We start from the raw sequence: 13,115 nt of genomic DNA on the forward strand, positions 1-13,115 counted from the left end.
AGAGAATGCTAGAGGCCGAGGTCGCGCTTCCGACCAAAGCCCCATTCGATGCCACCGTCGTCCTTCACGACGCCGGTGACGTGCTGGCCGAGCCTCTTCTCGAGCTCGCGCGACCAAGGCACGAGCTGGAAGCCGAGCCCATTATCAATCATGGCGAAGCGCCCCGAGGAGAGCGTCAGGCGCTGCCGATAGGTGCCCGCCACATGCTCCCCGTAGGCCGCCTTCACGTAAGGCAGGCCGGTGTCGGTCGAGACTTTTGCCGCCACCTCGTCCAGTTCACGTCGGCGCAACGTGTCCAGAAGGTCGCGCTGCAAGATGATGTGTTGGCCCTTCCGGCGCGCCAGACCTTCCTGAACCAGATGCTTGGTACGGGCTTCCACGGCGTCGCGGGTCTCGCGGCCGAATCCGCCCATGGCGAGCGGCATGGGGTCGCGTTCGACCAGCCTGTGGTCAAGCCAGGTTGCTCCTCTTGCGGTGATCTGCCCACTGAGATCGAGATCGGAGCGGGTCGCGAGCACAAAGGTGGGGCGCGGATCGCCGGTTTGGCCGAAGCGCCGGACTTCGACAATGCCGCCGATCGGCGGCGCCTGTTCGAAGGCCTCGATCCCTCGGAAGCGGACGTGGTGCGCGCGTCCGTCAGTTCCATCGATCAGGGCGTAAGCCTCACCCGTCAACTCATCGTGCAATCCCCGATCGACCAGCCGTCCGATGATCTGGGACGAAGGCTGTCCACCTTCGATGACAAAGTCGGCAACGCCGCGCGCTTCTCCACGCTCGGTAAAGGCGCGGTGCATGGTCTTGATGATGTCGCCGCGCATGCCGAGGTCGCGCAAGCTGCGCTCGGCCTCGAGGCCGACCATCCATTCGCCTGGTGCGGCGGATACGGCAAGGCGCATCTTCTCCAGATGCTGCAGGCGGCCGACCATCAGGCGCCGGACCTCGGGATCAGACTTGCCGGGATTCTCTGGCCGAAGATCGACATACCCGGTCTCATCGGCCGCCAGCCGGATCTCCCGATCGAGCCGCGTCCATCGTTCAGCCGAAACCTCCCTCTCCAGTGAATTGCGGATCTCGTGCTCGGGTTTTGGGCCCAGTTCGATGGCGACCAGTTCCTCGGCGCGCGAGCGCAGGCCCTGGCTGATATAGTCGCGGGAGATCACGAGATCTGCCCCTTGCTCATCTACTCCCCGCACGAGAAGATGGACGTGAGGGTTATCCGTGTTCCAGTGATCGACGGCCACCCAATCGAGCCGCGTACCGAGATCGGTCTCCATCTGCTTCGCGAGATCGCGGGTGAAGGCCTTCAGGTCGGTCATGTCGCCTGCATCCTCTGGTGAGACGATGAACCTGAAATGATGCCGGTCGTCCTTGCACCGGTCAGCAAAGGCTGCGCTATTGGCGCGGTCGCTGCCCCCATCGAACATCTCGGCCCGCTCACCACTTCGAGTCACGCCGTCGCGCTTGAGATACGAAAGATGGGCGGTCAGTGGTGCTGAACGGAAGGCTCGGCCCTTGTGCCGGACAACACGCGCCTTCGCCACAACGCGTCGTGCCGGGCTGAACAATCTGGCGCGGCTAAAGGCGAGGCGCCCGCGGCCAAACGTGGAGCGCCCATAGGCAACAGAACGCCTGCCAGCCGCGGCCTGTCCTGAGGTGTGACCGGCTTTCGTCGCGGCATGTAGCACCTGGTTGATAAAGCTCTTGGGCTTCGGCGAGCGGGTACTCCGGATACGCCCAGGCCGAATACGTAAATCGCTGTCGCCCACGCTCATGGCAGGGCCTCCCAACGAACAAAAGCGCACACAGTGCCGAAAACGCCTTTGATTGCATTCGCCAAAATCCAACGCGCGGCACGCGCTCCGACCGACCGGCACGCCAGGACCCAAGCCATGTCAATGGCTTGCGGTTCGACCGGCGAGCCCCTTTTATCTCGCCTTCCTAATCGGGCGGGCAAAGTCAACTCATTCCTACGCTTTTCTTCGACTCTTCGAACTTCAGTCATTACCGACTCCCTGCACCAACAACGCGCAACTTCACCGCAGCCGCGTACGCCACTTGCATTCACCAGGCGGGGTCCGTGCGTTCCTTCGCGTTCAGCACTTCGGCCGTCGCATGCTCTTCATCAGGTTCGTAAACAGGGATGTCCAAGCAGTCCGGCGCTCTCGTCCCCGAAGGGCGGCAGCAGGCAAGCGATAGCGGACATTTCCCGTTTCGCGGCCCGCCAGGGGACGCTCACCGCGCGCGCGGATCTGTAGTTACGTTCCTCCTCAACATGCCGGGCGCAGACCCAGCGCTAATCTATCGTCACCTGCACCGCGGCTACTCCGCCGGTTTCAACCGCAGCCGCTGCGTGATCTTTGCGCCAAACCCGACGTGGAAGTCGGTCTCGCTGACCCACATCCGGTGCAGAATGCTGGCGAGCTTGCGCGCCACCGCGGTGATCGCGCACAACATGCTGGACCGTTTGGCGATCCGCAGGCCCCACGCTCGCAGGGCCGACCATTTTCTGACCCGCAGCAGCAGGCTTGCGGCTGCCTCGCAAAGCGCCTCTCGGACGGCAACGTCGCCCTGTTTGCTGATGCGCCCTTCAAAGTCGATCGACGTGCCGGACTGGTGCCGCCTCGGCGTTAGACCAAAATGGGCGCCGGCCGTTCGTGATCGCGCAATGCGATGGGGGTCGTCGACGCCGACTTTGAACGACAGAGCCGCGACGGGACCGACGCCGGGAACCGTCATCAAACGCCGGCAGACGGGGTCATGCTGGACCACTTGCAACAGCACACGATGTAGCCGATCGTCGCCCTCGAGGATGGCGCGACGCATGTCCAGCATGGCCTCGATGGTCATCACAAAGATCGGATCGCTGTGCTCGATCAGCTCGCGGACGCGTGCTTCGTAGGCCCCTCGAGCGACGGCTCCGACGAGCAATCCATAGGCCCGCAGCGCACCACGAATGTAGTTTTCGAGATCGATCAGTTTGCGCTTCAACAGCTTCCGGCTGGTCAACAAGGTGCGCATCTTCTGCATGTCGATGTTCTTGACATGAAGGGCGCGGTACCAACCCAGTCGCATCATCTGCGCGATACCCCGCGCGTCGTTCCGGTCGGTCTTGTTCCGCATTGTCGACAATGAAACGCGCATGCGGCGCGCTTCAACAACAATGATTGGAAGCCGGGCCGGCTGAAGTTCACGATACAGCCAGATACCAAGGGATGACGCCTCAACGCCCACTCGCTCGAGGCGATCCGCGTAGCCCTCTACTGCGGAGCGGATCGCCGCTGGCTCGGTGCTCACCTTGAGCTCATGGACAGTGAGACCCTCGCCATCGACGATGCAATGACTAGTTTCTTCAAGACCGACATCCGACCCAACGTATAGCTTCAGCGGAGCTCTCCTGTGTGGCAACGAAGGCCTAAGTCGTTGCACCAGGCTCCGGATTCGGCCACACGGCGGCTATCGTCGTGCACCGGTTTCTCGAAGCCCGATTTGAAGAGCCGTCCTGCTGTCGTGCTTGCCCACCGCTCTCCCCATTCCGCCCGTTCTTCTCCAGAGCACGCCAACGCATGCGAGCTTGCGCGTTCCATCATTGCGCGCCTCCCGCACCAGATCTCGCAACAAACAACCCTGTTGCTTGTGGCACAATGGCCGAGACGTCGTGAATCGAGGCAGCCGTCGGAGCCCGTTTCGGTGGACGCCTGGCAGCGCTCATTGGGCTTTCAGGCCGCACAACGAAGAGTTCTCCAGCGGATGACCGCAGACGAGCGACTGCGCTGGAAGTAGTAAGGTCGCTGCCGATGACTGGCGCGAGCTTCCGCAAATAGGCTTCGGTCTCTACTGGCAATGGGCGGCCGGCGAGACGCTCATCGTAACGAGCAGGCCCCGCGTTGTAGGCTGCAAACAAGCCCGGCGCACCGTAACGGTCGCGCAGTTCGCGCAGGTACGCCGTACCTGCAAGTATGTTGTCATGGGGATCGTAAGGATCGTTGCCGAGGTCGTACCGCAGACGTAGCTCCGCCCAGGTTTCTGGCATGATCTGCATCAACCCCATGGCGCCCTTGGGTGATTTGGCGCGCATGTCTCCGGCGCTCTCGACGTCTATGACTGCCAGTATCCAGCGCACCGGCATGCCAAAGCGACGCGAGGCCGCTTCAACGAAATCCGCAAATGAATTGCCAGTTCGATAACTCGCTGTGAGCTCTGCCGGTCGCGTCTCGGCGACAGCAGCAGCGTTACTCACAGTCAGTGCCACGAACAGGGGCACGGCAGCGCACAGGCTCCTCTCGAAAAAATGCAAGAGTGCCGGCGTGCTCGCGCCCGTCCAGGGTAAAGCCGCTTCGCGCCGGCCTTTCGGCCGCGCTGGACCGCCGCTGCGCGCGTCGGCTTTGCAAGCTTTGGTCGAGACGGAGGAATGGTCCTGCACTTGATCGAACAGAGGAATGGCAGAACGGAAACGTAGAACACGCACGATCACTCCTCCCACGTCCACACCGGGAGGGCACGGCCGATCACGCCCAACGCCGGAAGAAATCCAAAATATCGGCCGTCAAGGGAGTCATCCGACTGCCAATTCATGAGAAAGAGCTCGCCCTCCCCGACGACTCGGCAGCCCTGCCATTTCGGCAGCGGCCGGCCGCGTCCGTCACGATCCCGGGCCTCGCCGACTTCAATTTCATTCACGGAAATAGTGAGACCGCTTCTGCAGACCGTCTGCCCCGGCAGCGCCAAGACCCGCTTGAGCATGGGGACGCCGACCGGCAGATAGCCGTTCAGGTCTAGAAAGGTCGCAAGTGGTTCCGGCGGCTGAATGGCGACCAGCTCTGTGACACGAAAGAGTTTTGCCGATCGCAAGCGATAGAGACCGATAGGTACGCTCGTCGATGCATTCCAGATGTAGAGCGGAAGCGGCTCCAGAAAGATTGTCGTGACAAGGGCGGCAGCAACCACGAACGTCGTTATCAGCATGATGAAACGGCACGTCATCGCATCACCTTTTGACGATTAAGCCACGCCTGATGGCGCGCTTTCGTATACGGACGCGGATTTTCGTTCACGGACAGACGGTTATGAACGTGATGCCAATGATCAGGAGCGACATCGGCGGGATCGATGCCGAGCGCTTCGACCGCATCGACCATCTGCAGCACCCGTTCGACCTTCGGCCAACCGGAGAGCCGCAGCAAAATCTCTCCGCCCGGCTTCACATACGGCACGGTCGAGCAGCGCTGTCCTGGTGCGACCGCGCGCAAGATGTCAATCCGCGAGATGATCGTGCCAAAGTCGCTGGAGGTCCAACGGACGAAGGCAAAGATGCTGCCAGGCGCGAATGACAGTACACGCCGGTGACCATCAAGCTTCCGTTCCTTGACGATGCGACCGAACCGAATGCGGTTTTCGATACGCATCTCAAGCCACAAGATTTCTACTTCGGTGAGGTCACTCATGCAGCGGCTCCTTGATGCTGGAGCTGAGAGCCGTAAGCTTTGCGCTCGGCGAAGTACGTATGCGGCAGGCGAAGGCAAGCACGACTCCCAGCCCGCGCTCGCCAATGCACGAAGATCGAGTCCCTGATGGCACGAAGGTTGCATCCCTCGATAGCACGAACTGATTCACAGGTTGTCCTCCGAATTGGAGTGAGTCCGCGCCGACGAAGGCGTGCCGTTAAGGGAGCAACGAGCGTGGGCACGAAGTTCAGCCGCTCTGTGCCGCTCGGATCGCGCGTGAGCACGAGCCGATAGCCGGGCAATGTCTGACGCTGGACGATCTGCCGTATGTCGGAACTAAAATGCTCGAGCGGGGAGAGGATGCCGGACTTGGTATGGAAGCGTACAAGGTCGAAACTCCAGCCGCGGTGCTGACGTTCACCCTGCTTGCGCGCGAGGCGGTAGAGCCACCGTTCAAGCCCGCCCGTAAGTTCGAAATAGCCGCGGTCAATCGTGAGCACGAGCGCGTCATCGATGACGCCGGCATAGAACCAATCAAGCAGGATCAGCTCGAGCCCAAATGGACGGCCATTTGCATCGGCCGTCTCCTTCCACTCGTTAAGCCAGAAGAAGCGATGCCGCCGGCGCTCTGTCGGCTGACGTATCGAGGTCAGGACGGTCGTTGACTGAAGTCTGTCGAGACGGGCCTTGACGCGATCATAATCTCGCGCGCTCGTATCGCGGCCGACAAATGTCAGAATTTCATAAGGCGTTGCGGCCATCAGGCGCGAGTTCTTCAAGCCGTTGTCACGGGCTTCGACGATCTGGGATGCGGCCCAGATCAGAACGTCGGCATTCCAGATGGTCGCCATGCCGTGTTCCGGCACCGCTTCGACCCGAATTGAGATCGCGCCGACACGGAAGTCGATCGGAATAATTCGCTTCGTTTTTGCAAGCGAGAAGAACGGATAAGCCATCAGATCCTGCGAATCGCGTGGCGCGAGATCGCCGGGTAGCGCCCTAAAGAGCTCCAGCTGATCGCGCTCGGAATGTTGTTTGCGCCGCATGGTCACTGCCCTCGCCCGCGATTAGCGACGTTCCTGGCCCGCATATGGGCGCAGTACCGGATGCTTCTTTGCCGGCAGCACGGTCCCCTTCCCGGGGTCAGACGTCGACGTTTTGGCGCCGAGGTCAGCCCAGGCTTTCAGGTCGTCTACGGCGTAGACGACACGTCCGCCGATCTTCCGATACGTCGGCCCGGTGCCGTACGTGCGGTGCTTCTCCAGCGTGCGACCGGAGAGGCCAAGGTAACGCGCAGCCTCCGGTGTTCGCAGGAATCGCGGAGGTAGACCGGCCGTCGAATCGGGCATTTGAGAACTCCAGGATGACAGCGCACCGCGGATGGCGGCGCCGGCGTGTGTGGGGTCATCATGGAGAAGCGCGATCTCGGAGGGGGATGCCGAATATTGGGGGGTCCATTTTCGGCCACCCATGAAGGCGCTACTCGACCCTGCGCCTCGGCCGAAGCAGCTTGCGATAGCCTCCGCGCACAAATGCGAGGCCGCTTTGTACAAGGCGACGGGTTCGGCTGCGCAGATCGTGTGTTTTCCAGCCACGATCGGATATGCGCGGCTTGCCAAACAGAGCTTCTGCGATGCTGCGATAAGTCGCGCCAGCGAGATACGCGGCGACCGCGCGAAGGGCTGCGCACAGTCGTTCGCGCCGCTGTTTGGGCACGCGATGAAACGGAGGCCCTGGCGCGCGTCCATTCATCGCGCGCCACAGCCGCGTGGCGGCATGCGCGCGCGCCTCGAAATCGCCGTCAAATGGCAAATCGGCCGCATAGCGAGCGCCTGCGGTCAGCGGCTGTTTCGACCAGATGCGATGCTTCACCGAACCGATTTGCAGCACGGCATGCCAGCCGTCAGCGGCACGGCGCACCTGACCAGATGCAGGATCAAGCGGCGGCTGAGGCGTTGGGCCTTGACCAGGCGTTGAATCGGTTACAACGACCGGGACGACGGTCGGGAGAACCTCGGGCGCCCAAAAGATTGTCTGCTCGTGGAACGACCTCTGCGGGTCATGCGCGAAAGCAGAGGCCCCACCTCCTCCTGAATTCCTCGCTCACCTCGCCGTCTGAGCTGCTAGCGACGATCGCATCGTAGTCACGTTGGTAGTCCACGTTCATACGAAGGCCTACCCAGGCGATTTCAGTGATCTCAGCGTTCTCTAGACTCTTAAACGAATCCGGCGATCGCCAGTCGAATTCAGGCATTGCTTCCGCCCCATTGCACTTAACGAACAAGATTGCGGCGCAATAATTATGAACGAGGCGGTTGTAGGAAGCCCCTAGTTTGGCACCACGTGGTGCATGAGAATGACCACCGGTTAGCGGGAGAAAATCGTTCTTGCTGCACGCCTGTAGTCGGCAATTCTCTTCTATTTTGAGCCAGTACCGCGTAAGAGGCGTCCCTGCTCAGTCACCCACTTGGCGCGCGCAAGATGGCTCTGATATGCGGCCCGCGCGCGGTCCGGCTCTCGCTCTGGATCCATGTGCAAGACGACTCGAGCCACTTCGCGCCAGTTCGCCCCCTCGCCCTCCGCCTGCAGAAGGCGAATGTACGTGACGACATGCTGTTCGTCATAGGCTGTCAGCGCCGGCTCGTTCGGCGCGACATCCGCGACGTCGGGATCCAGCGACGGCTTTGACATCAGAGGCTACTATGTGCGCGGGATTGAAAATAAAATTGCGAGGCGAAAGCCTTGCCGGCTCGAACAGTTCCGTTCTGTAGCATATGGCATGCCACGAGCTCGGGCGAGCGTTCAAGAAGCCGCGTTCCCCACATATTCAGCAATCGAGGCTCCGTCCGTGACCTTCAACACCCAGCTCCGCGTATTATAACACGTAGCGCCAAAATACGCGATTGCTTCCTATCCTGCGGATGGATATCCGCAAGGTTTTCGGAGCGAACGCGCGTCGATTTCGACTGGCCCTTGGCTTGAGCCAAGAGGCGGTGGCGGAACGCATGGGCGTCGATCGAGCCTTCGTGAGTAGCATGGAGCGAGGGTTGCAGAACGCTACATTGCTAACGATCTGGCAGATTGCCCAAGCTCTAGGGGTTCGGCCTGCAGATCTGCTTGAGGAGAAGGTGTCCAAAGTTCGATCATGAACTTCCGCGAGCCGGGTAGCGGGGGAGCGCCCGACACGGACACGCGTCACGGCCGCCGATCCGGATTGCTGGATCGGCGGCCGTGCGTGAGGCCTCGAACAGGCGCCCACACCCCGCCCGGCGGACCGGACGGGGCTTGGCGGAGCGTCTACTCGCCGCTCTTGCGGGGCCGCGACCAGAGCAAGGTGTAGCCCTCGCCGCCTTCATCATCGAACAGGTTGGCGTAGATCGGCGCGTTGAACGAAGGATCATCGAGCTTGAGCGAGAAGTAATCGCGGCCCTCTTCAGAGCGCTTCGACCAAGCTGCGCCGATCTCCGCCCGGCCCACGTAGATGCGGTGGCTGGGAGCGTTGTCGTTGGATCGGTTGGTCTCGGCGACGATACGGACGCCCTTGGCTTGCAGGCTCAGGGTGACGATCTCGCCCTGGAAGTCGTTGCCGACCTTCTTGAAAGAACCGATGTTAGCCATGTCACTTCTCCTGTTGTGTTTCGAGCCCGCGACCACCGCGACCTCGATGGCGATCTAGAGGCCGAGGACGATCGGCGACGCACCCGCTCGCGGGCCGGAGCGCAGCGGAGGACGCCGTTGTTGCGACTTTCTTGCCTCGCGAGGAATGGGCGCAAGCCCAGGGGAAGAAAGTCGCATCAACGGCGTTGCGGCTGAGACGATCGAGGCGCAGCCGGTCTTCGGCCAGATCAAGCCATCAAAGAGGCCACGTGCGTCCGCGTGCTGAACCGCAACCTTGGGAGAAGATTTGGCGAATCTCGATTGTGCAGAACAAGAGGTCGGTACGGTTCGCCGCACAAAGAGAAACAATCTGCCGCAAAGGGCGGTATCGTCTCGGAACGAATGATCGAGCGCGGCGCGCCGCTCCACGCAACTATGTGGATCAGACAGAGATTGCTACGGCTTGCTTAGAGCGCTCTGACGAGAAGTGCGGTTACCTCTCGCTCAAGCTCGACGCCGCCTCGTTCAACGTGGTGCCCTGTGCGGTCTTGCTCGGCCGATGATGGCGACGAAGCCTCATCACTCGTGCGTCGCTGCTGGAAGAACTGGGCGAGCCGTATTCTCCAGCACCCCGACCGACTCCGACGGGCGGGTTCGCGAAAACAGTCAAACGCGCCTATGCCGTGCCGCTGATGCAAGCAGCGCCCAAACAAGCGAAGACGTGGCGCCAAGCCGACGACGGCACACCGATCTGCGATAGGGCGAACACCATATGATAGCCGGCGATTGCCGCAGGGGCCGCGAATACGGTTGCGATGGCGACGCGCAAGGCCAAGGACCGACTAAAGGCAACGGCGACCCGACCAGCGGCAAGCGTCAGCGCGCCCGAAGCAACTCCAATAAGCAGTGCGCCGAAGACGCCCCGCGCCATCGCGAAATGCCAAAGTCCCGATACTGAGTGCGACGAAAAACGGCAAAGCGTACACCGCGAGCGCAAACATGGCCCAGCAAAACAAACCGATACCAGAACAAGCCCAATGGCAAGCATGGTGGTGGCTCCATGTGCATGGATTTATCAATCGCGCCTTCCACCACCACACGGCGCAGTTTTGCGATGTAAAAACGAAACGAGGCGGAGTTGCGGCGTGCAACTCCACCTTGGCGTCTTCGAGGCGACGGCGCTCATGCGCCGCCGAACTTCCAGACGGGAATGCCGAGCCGCTTCGCCTTGTCGGCGAGATTGTCCTGAATTCCCGTGCCCGGGAAATGCATGACGCCGATCGGCAGGAGTTCGAGCATGGCGTCGTTGCGCTTGAAGGGGGCAGCCTTGGCATGTTTCGTCCAGTCAGGCTTGAAGGCGATCTGAGGTACCTTGCGGGTGGTCGCCCATTTGGAGGCGATCAGTTCGGCACCGTTGGGCGAGCCGCCATGGAGCAGGACCATGTCGGGATACTTGACATGAACCTTGTCGAGACGATCCCAGATCAGATGATGGTCATTGAAGTCGAGCCCACCGGTGAGTGCAATTTTCGGTCCTGGTGGCAACATGACCTCGGTCTCGGAACGACGCTTGGCGGCGATGAAGTCGCGGGAGTCGATCATTGCCGCGGTGAGCGTTCGGTGATTGACCAATGATCCCGATCGTGGGCGCCAGGCTGAGCCGGTGTGGACCTCAAATCGCTCGATGGCCTGGTCGCGGAAGAGCTCCAGGCAGTTGCGGCGCTCGATCAGCGTGATGCCTTCAGCCGTCAGGCGCTCAAGTTCGACCGATCGCACTTCCGAGCCATTCTGCTCGCGCTGGCTCTTATGCTGCGCTTGTTCGTTGTTATCGAGCTGCCGTTCGATGCGATCGAGGACACGATGGAACAGGTTGACGGTCGACCAGAGCAGATCGTCAAGGTCCGGCTCAAGTCGCGTGTCGTTCAGGGTCGCAACCATAGCATCAAAGATGTCCGCTATGGCGCCGACGATCATCTTGCCCTCCGGGAGCGGTCTCGGATCGGGTTGGTCGTCGAAGGGACGATAGCCAAACAGCTGTAATTCAGTGAGGATGTGGTCGGTCGGGGAAGAGGCATGCGGCGGTTCGATGTCGTCATCGTCGGTCATGGGAAGAGGTCCTTTGCCGGATCGGCCGCGACCATCGCGGTCTTCGTGGCGATCCTCTGCCGGCGGGCGGACCGGGCCAGAACCCGACAGGGCCGAAGCGGCAGCGGAGGATGGCGGAGGCCGGCTATTTTGCTTCGCGATGCAAAGCGCGCGGCCAACTGCATGATGTGTCTTCACATCGCTGGCGCGCGGCGGAAAATAGCCGGAGGCAGCCATTGCCGGCCCGGGCCGGCTGCCGTCCGATCGCCCTCTAGAAGGCCGAGGTCGCGTCCTCTTCCGGTATTGGCCTCGCCTATGACCGGTCCATCAACGTCGATCAAAGACCGGGAGCTATTCCGCGGCCACGATCGACGAATGCAGGAAGCGAACGACATCCTCTGGCGCAAGCTGAAACCGCAGCGCTGCTCGGAGGGCTTCGAGACCGAATAGCTGCAGATCTTCGTTGAAGTCGCCCAGCCAGGGCGACAGCACGATCGCTTCAATGCCGGCGTCTGCTGCGCGCTGGCTGAGAGTTGCCACCACCGCACCACCGGCGGCATCGGCATCGCGCGCAATGTAGAGCCGGCGCAGGCTAGACGCCAGCGTCATGGCGGAGAGGTGATTAGCCGAAAGCGCGGCCGCCATCGGCATAGTCGGCAGCAAATAGCGTAGCGAAAGCATGGTCTCGATACCCTCGCCGGCAGCGAGCACGTCATCCACCACGCCGAACCGAACGGCGTTGCCGAGCAGATCGCCCATCGCGCGCCGTGGCGTATCGATCGGAGCCTTGCCGAGCCGCACGCGATCAAAGCCGTCCGGATCGAGCCAGGTCCGGTGCACGCCGGTGATGCGACCATCGAGATTCGTGACGCCGGCGATCATTGCCGGCCAGGTTTCGGTCGGCAGATGGTCGTCCGGCCGATAGTAGCAGCGCGGATGGAAGCGCAGACTGCCGCCATGGTGGATGCGGGTTATGCCGCGGCCCTGCAAATAAGCCTCGGCAATGGTCCCCTCGATCGGGCGGGATATCGCAAAGAGCCGACGGGCGGCTTCCTGCGATCCGGGCGGTATGACTGAGGGAATAGGTCTTGGGGCCGGCTTCTGCTCAGAGCAAGGCAGGTTCAAAAAGCGCCTCGCCTCCTCGGCGACCTCACGAAAGTCTCGCAAAGCCAGCGTTTCGCGGATGATGTCGAGGAGATCACCATGCGCGCCGGTTGCGGCATCGGTCCACTTGCCCGCCGCTCCCTTCGGCGATTCCTGGAGCCGCACAAATAGTGAGCGGCCCGGGTTGTTGTGGACGTCGCCGACCACCCAATACCGCCCCGTCCGCTTGCCATTGGAGAGATAGTGTCGGCATACAGCCTCCGCCTCTCGCGCAAGGCGGCGTGCCAGTTCGCAAGGTTGGCGGGACATCAGGCCGCCTCCTGCCAGCTGGCACCTTCGACTGGATACCGGTCGAGTATCTTCGACAGCATCTCTATGCCGCTTGCGTCCATCCGCACGAGCATCCGGAGCTTACAAAAGATGATCTCTCTAAAGAGGCCGTAGACTCGCAAGCTCTTGCGCATCTTGGCACTGGATCCCGACACTTCGATGGGCTTTCCACGGGTCACTCCGACATTGGCCGACGTGATCTTTTGGACAGCTTTTGGCATGCTGATTCTCCACGACAGGCAGCCGGGAGCCTCTCTCTCGGCCTCCAACCCGTCGCGGAAACAACCCTGCCCCCTCTCACTCTAGTGCCCGCGCCTCGCGAGCAGAACCTCACGCCGCCTGCTGGTCCTCCCTCGGCATGTCGCCGACGGGTTCTGGGAGAAAGCCAAGCAGATAATCGGCAACCTTGCTGGCCTTGGAGGCAGCCCGGATAATGGCACGACTGTCCTCGCGCAAGACTTCAAGTAATCAGCAGCAGATCATAATGTGAAGGAAGATTCTTAGCGCGGCCGGCTTGTGGAGATCGGCTAAAACGGCTTGCGATCTGCTGCGCATTAT

General features: G+C 61.6%; 14 protein-coding genes and 2 pseudogenes. 1 reads left to right on the forward strand and 15 read right to left on the reverse strand.

Going from position 1 to position 13,115, the window contains the following annotated elements; genetic code table 11:
* Positions 1-8: 8 nt before the first annotated feature.
* The 10 genes and pseudogenes from IVB42_RS09160 to IVB42_RS09205 all read right to left on the reverse strand — a co-directional run bounded on the left by IVB42_RS09160 (position 9) and on the right by IVB42_RS09205 (position 8,132).
* Positions 9-1,772 carry a DUF3363 domain-containing protein gene (locus IVB42_RS09160; protein WP_247470062.1) on the reverse strand — a complete coding sequence of 588 codons (1,764 nt, stop codon included), beginning with the start codon at positions 1,770-1,772 and terminating at the stop codon, positions 9-11.
* A gap of 547 nt (positions 1,773-2,319) precedes the next feature.
* Positions 2,320-3,384 (reverse strand): IS110 family transposase, encoded by a 1,065-nt coding sequence (locus tag IVB42_RS09165; RefSeq protein WP_247470076.1) that lies wholly within the window; start codon positions 3,382-3,384, stop codon positions 2,320-2,322.
* Between the two features lie 199 nt (positions 3,385-3,583).
* Positions 3,584-4,471, reverse strand: coding sequence for a lytic transglycosylase domain-containing protein (locus IVB42_RS09170; RefSeq protein ID WP_247361534.1), 888 nt, complete (start codon positions 4,469-4,471; stop codon positions 3,584-3,586).
* Complete coding sequence (locus IVB42_RS09175) at positions 4,468-4,980, reverse strand: S26 family signal peptidase (RefSeq protein WP_247470063.1); 513 nt, start codon at positions 4,978-4,980, stop codon at positions 4,468-4,470. The genes IVB42_RS09170 and IVB42_RS09175 overlap by 4 nt, the downstream gene beginning before the upstream one ends.
* Complete coding sequence (locus tag IVB42_RS09180) at positions 4,977-5,441, reverse strand: DUF2840 domain-containing protein (protein ID WP_247403487.1); 465 nt, start codon at positions 5,439-5,441, stop codon at positions 4,977-4,979. Before IVB42_RS09180 ends, IVB42_RS09175 begins: the two co-directional genes overlap by 4 nt.
* Positions 5,442-5,606: 165 nt before the next feature.
* Positions 5,607-6,487, reverse strand: a pseudogene (locus IVB42_RS09185) (replication initiator protein A).
* Positions 6,488-6,508: 21 nt separating this feature from the next.
* Complete coding sequence (locus IVB42_RS09190; protein ID WP_018454787.1) at positions 6,509-6,790, reverse strand: helix-turn-helix domain-containing protein; 282 nt, start codon at positions 6,788-6,790, stop codon at positions 6,509-6,511.
* 130 nt (positions 6,791-6,920) lie between these two features.
* Positions 6,921-7,361: a DUF2285 domain-containing protein gene (locus IVB42_RS09195; protein WP_345946726.1), complete on the reverse strand. Its 441-nt coding sequence runs from the start codon at positions 7,359-7,361 to the stop codon at positions 6,921-6,923.
* A gap of 139 nt (positions 7,362-7,500) precedes the next feature.
* Positions 7,501-7,695, reverse strand: a complete 195-nt coding sequence (locus IVB42_RS09200) for a DUF6499 domain-containing protein (RefSeq protein WP_247299373.1) — start codon at positions 7,693-7,695, stop codon at positions 7,501-7,503.
* Positions 7,696-7,859: 164 nt separating this feature from the next.
* Positions 7,860-8,132: a DUF2285 domain-containing protein gene (locus IVB42_RS09205; protein WP_247392239.1), complete on the reverse strand. Its 273-nt coding sequence runs from the start codon at positions 8,130-8,132 to the stop codon at positions 7,860-7,862.
* A gap of 230 nt (positions 8,133-8,362) precedes the next feature.
* Here IVB42_RS09205 and IVB42_RS09210 point away from each other — a divergent pair, with 230 nt between their 5' ends.
* Positions 8,363-8,590, forward strand: coding sequence for a helix-turn-helix transcriptional regulator (locus IVB42_RS09210; RefSeq protein WP_007594546.1), 228 nt, complete (start codon positions 8,363-8,365; stop codon positions 8,588-8,590).
* Between the two features lie 148 nt (positions 8,591-8,738).
* On the opposite strand, the gene IVB42_RS09215 is transcribed toward IVB42_RS09210, so the two are convergent.
* From IVB42_RS09215 to IVB42_RS09235, 5 genes and pseudogenes are all read right to left on the reverse strand, one after another.
* Positions 8,739-9,059, reverse strand: a complete 321-nt coding sequence (locus IVB42_RS09215) for a DUF736 domain-containing protein (RefSeq protein ID WP_247392237.1) — start codon at positions 9,057-9,059, stop codon at positions 8,739-8,741.
* 1,161 nt (positions 9,060-10,220) lie between these two features.
* Complete coding sequence (locus tag IVB42_RS09220) at positions 10,221-11,144, reverse strand: DUF2493 domain-containing protein (protein WP_247470065.1); 924 nt, start codon at positions 11,142-11,144, stop codon at positions 10,221-10,223.
* A 330-nt stretch (positions 11,145-11,474) separates the two neighbouring features.
* Positions 11,475-12,536 carry a toprim domain-containing protein gene (locus IVB42_RS09225; protein WP_247470067.1) on the reverse strand — a complete coding sequence of 354 codons (1,062 nt, stop codon included), beginning with the start codon at positions 12,534-12,536 and terminating at the stop codon, positions 11,475-11,477.
* Complete coding sequence (locus IVB42_RS09230) at positions 12,536-12,778, reverse strand: hypothetical protein (RefSeq protein WP_247470069.1); 243 nt, start codon at positions 12,776-12,778, stop codon at positions 12,536-12,538. Before IVB42_RS09230 ends, IVB42_RS09225 begins: the two co-directional genes overlap by 1 nt.
* A gap of 109 nt (positions 12,779-12,887) precedes the next feature.
* A pseudogene (locus tag IVB42_RS09235) lies at positions 12,888-13,022 on the reverse strand (antirestriction protein ArdC); the annotation flags it as partial.
* Positions 13,023-13,115: the final 93 nt, after the last annotated feature.

The organism is Bradyrhizobium sp. 45 (genome assembly GCF_023073155.1).
Classification (GTDB): Bacteria; Pseudomonadota; Alphaproteobacteria; order Rhizobiales; family Xanthobacteraceae; genus Bradyrhizobium; species Bradyrhizobium canariense_D.

Bases quoted from the DNA above. Each gene is read 5' to 3' on its own strand.
- IVB42_RS09160 (WP_247470062.1), bottom strand. From the start codon at position 1,772: ATGAGCGTGGGCGACAGCGATTTACGTATTCGGCCTGGGCGTATCCGG.
- IVB42_RS09175 (WP_247470063.1), bottom strand. From the start codon at position 4,980: ATGACGTGCCGTTTCATCATGCTGATAACGACGTTCGTGGTTGCTGCC.
- IVB42_RS09180 (WP_247403487.1), bottom strand. From the start codon at position 5,441: ATGAGTGACCTCACCGAAGTAGAAATCTTGTGGCTTGAGATGCGTATC.
- IVB42_RS09190 (WP_018454787.1), bottom strand. From the start codon at position 6,790: ATGCCCGATTCGACGGCCGGTCTACCTCCGCGATTCCTGCGAACACCG.
- IVB42_RS09200 (WP_247299373.1), bottom strand. From the start codon at position 7,695: ATGCCTGAATTCGACTGGCGATCGCCGGATTCGTTTAAGAGTCTAGAG.
- IVB42_RS09205 (WP_247392239.1), bottom strand. From the start codon at position 8,132: ATGTCAAAGCCGTCGCTGGATCCCGACGTCGCGGATGTCGCGCCGAAC.
- IVB42_RS09210 (WP_007594546.1), top strand. From the start codon at position 8,363: ATGGATATCCGCAAGGTTTTCGGAGCGAACGCGCGTCGATTTCGACTG.
- IVB42_RS09215 (WP_247392237.1), bottom strand. From the start codon at position 9,059: ATGGCTAACATCGGTTCTTTCAAGAAGGTCGGCAACGACTTCCAGGGC.
- IVB42_RS09220 (WP_247470065.1), bottom strand. From the start codon at position 11,144: ATGACCGACGATGACGACATCGAACCGCCGCATGCCTCTTCCCCGACC.
- IVB42_RS09225 (WP_247470067.1), bottom strand. From the start codon at position 12,536: ATGTCCCGCCAACCTTGCGAACTGGCACGCCGCCTTGCGCGAGAGGCG.
- IVB42_RS09230 (WP_247470069.1), bottom strand. From the start codon at position 12,778: ATGCCAAAAGCTGTCCAAAAGATCACGTCGGCCAATGTCGGAGTGACC.